The following is a 2,195-nucleotide window of genomic DNA, read 5'->3' as shown; positions in this document are numbered from 1 at the left end:
GCACGCCGATGCTCGTGCCGGAGAGGGTCTCCTCGCTGATCTCCTCGATCTCGCCCCGCGGGGTGGCCTTGATGGCGCCGCGGAAGATCTCGGTGGTGTAGGCCGCGGTGTTGAGCGTGAAGGCGATCAGGGCCGGATAGAAGGCCTCGCGCAGCAGCGGCCACAGGAAGGTCTCCTGGATGCCGTCGAAGAAGACCACGCCGTAGTAGATGATATAGAGCTGGATCAGCAGCGGCGTGCCGCGAAACACATAGGTATAGGCGTAGATCGGCAGGCTGATCCAGCGGTGGCGGGAGCTTCTGCCGATGGCCAGGGGAATCGCCAGCACCAGGCCGATCACCAGCGACAGGAACACCAGCTGGACGGTGACCACCAGGCCGTCCCAGTAGTAGCCGAGGGTCTGGGGGGTGAAGATGACGTTGCCGGCCAGCAGGTCCTGGAACCAGAGAGTGATATCCGGCATGTCAGTGGCCTCCGTAGCCGACGTTGTAGCGCTTCTGGAGCCTGGCGAAGAGCCACTCGGAGACGCTGGCGATCAGCAGGTAGGCGGCCGCCACCGGGATCAGGAAGGTGAAGGGCTCGTGGGTGGCCCGCGACGCCTCGGCGGCGACCCGCACCATGTCGGAGAGCCCGATCACCGAGACCAGGGCGGTGGTCTTGAGCAGCACCATCCAGTTGTTGGAGAGCCCCGGCAGGGCGTGGCGCATCATCTGCGGGAAGCGGATACGCCGGAATACCAGCCAGGGCGACATGCCGTAGGCCTTGCCGGCCTCGATCTGGCCGTGTTCCACGGCCATGAAGGCGCCGCGGAAGGTTTCGCCCATGTAGGCGCCGAAGATGAAGCCAATGGTGACCACCCCGGCGGCGAAGGCGTTGAGGTTGATGTACCAGTCCACCCCGAAGCGGTCGTAGAGGGCGTCGGTGGCCACGTTGAGCGCCATCTGGCCGCCGAAGAAGAGCAGCATCATCAGCACCAGGTCGGGCACGCCGCGGATCACCGTGGTGTAGAGGGTGGCCAGCTGGCGCAGCGCCCAGTGTCGCGACATCTTGGCGCTGGCGGTGAGCAGGCCCAGCAGGATGGCCAGCGCCAGCGACAGCACCGCCAGCTGAAGGGTGACCCCGGCGCCTTCCAGCAGCCGCGGCCCATAACCGTGAAGATCCAGCATGGTACTCTCCCGCTCGGTACTTGGGGGCCCGCTCAGTACTTGGGGGCCAGGAACTGCTTGAGGCGCGGCGACTGCGGGTTGCCCAGCACCTGCTGCGGCGGGCCGGCCTCCTCGACCAGCCCCTGGTGCAGGTAGATCACCTGGCTGGAGACGTCCCGGGCGAAGCCCATCTCGTGGGTCACCACGATCATGGTGCGCCCCTCGTTGGCGAGTTCGCGCATCACCTTGAGGACATCGCCCACCAGCTCCGGGTCCAGCGCCGAGGTGGGCTCGTCGAACAGCATCACCTCCGGGTCCATGGCCAGTGCCCGGGCGATGGCGCCGCGCTGCTGCTGGCCGCCGGACATCTGCGCCGGGTAGGCGTTGGCGCGGTGGGAGAGGCCGACCCGCTCGAGCAGCGCCTGGGCCTGCTCGATGGCCTGCTTCTTGGGCTTGCCGAGCACATGCACCGGCGCCTCGATGATGTTCTCCAGCAGCGTCATGTGGGCCCAGAGGTTGAAGCTCTGGAAGACCATGGAGAGCCGGGCGCGCATGCGCACCACCTGCTTCCAGTCGGCGGGCTCGCGGCCGTGGCGCGTCTGCTTGAAGCGGATCTCCTCGCCGTGGACGATCAGCTCGCCCTCGTCGGGCTGCTCGAGCAGGTTCATGCAGCGCAGGAAGGTGCTCTTGCCGGAGCCGGAGGCGCCGATCAGGGTGATGACATCCCCCTTGTGGGCCCTCAGGGAGAGGCCCTTGAGGACTTCGGTGTCGCCGAAGCGCTTCTTGATGTTGCGCACTTCCAGCGGAATCGGTGTGTCGGCCATGGAACGGGCTCCAGGTCAGGGTCGCCGCGGCGTCGCGCCTGGGTGTGCGGCGCCTTTCACGGCGATGCCAGCGACGCGGCGGCCATCCCCGGGGTGGGGTGGCAAGGGTGGCGGCGGCGCTGGACCAGTGCTGATCGGCAAAGGGGCAAGATTTTAGGTTCTTCGCACTTTGGCGTGAACATGTTTGGCAGGTTTCATAGTGGGAGGCCGGCTCCGCCGGGCGAAT

Annotated in this window: 3 protein-coding genes; all 3 read right to left on the bottom strand. The window is 66.9% G+C overall.

The features are described 5' to 3' along the window. Positions 1-463, bottom strand: a 463-nt coding sequence (locus J5F18_RS17975; RefSeq protein ID WP_346299900.1) for an ABC transporter permease subunit, incomplete at its 3' end; no start/stop codon positions are given. 1 nt (position 464) lies between these two features. Continuing rightward, positions 465-1,166 (bottom strand): ABC transporter permease, encoded by a 702-nt coding sequence (locus tag J5F18_RS17970; RefSeq protein ID WP_346299899.1) that lies wholly within the window; start codon positions 1,164-1,166, stop codon positions 465-467. 32 nt (positions 1,167-1,198) lie between these two features. After that, positions 1,199-1,969, bottom strand: coding sequence for an ATP-binding cassette domain-containing protein (locus J5F18_RS17965; RefSeq protein WP_346299898.1), 771 nt, complete (start codon positions 1,967-1,969; stop codon positions 1,199-1,201). Positions 1,970-2,195 lie beyond the last annotated feature (226 nt).

Source organism: Halomonas sp. BM-2019 (assembly GCF_017584085.1).
This window is presented reverse-complemented; position numbering and strand designations above follow the sequence as displayed.